This window comes from Undibacterium sp. SXout7W, assembly GCF_049339385.1.
In the GTDB taxonomy this organism is placed as follows: domain Bacteria; phylum Pseudomonadota; class Gammaproteobacteria; order Burkholderiales; family Burkholderiaceae_D; genus Undibacterium.
The window spans coordinates 1-288 of the sequence record NZ_JBMPPF010000150.1; the positions used below are offsets into that span (position 1 = coordinate 1).

Here is a 288-nt window from a genome sequence, read left to right on the forward strand (position 1 = left end):
AAAGCATGAATCCACAATGTACTTCGATTATCTATCGAGAAAGCTTAATGGCCGAGCAACAAACTATGATCTGGTTTTTACTCGCCGCTGTTACCATTCTACTCATCATGACAAGCTTAAACCTACTTAATTTGTTTATTGCTCACTATCAGCAGCGCGAGCAAGAATTTGCCACTCATTTATGTATGGGTGCTACTCGTAACAAGCTACTGGTACTGAGTTTTTTAGAAAATCTCAGCACCTTTTTACTTGCCGCAATATTAGGCTTATTGGGCGCGGCGTGGTTGA

1 protein-coding gene is annotated in these 288 nt (G+C 41.0%); it reads left to right on the forward strand.

Annotated features, from left to right (window positions below; genetic code table 11):
* Nucleotides 1-47: 47 nt before the first annotated feature.
* A partial coding sequence (locus tag ACO0LB_RS20875) for an FtsX-like permease family protein (RefSeq protein WP_423052660.1) occupies nucleotides 48-288 on the forward strand: 241 nt, incomplete at its 3' end.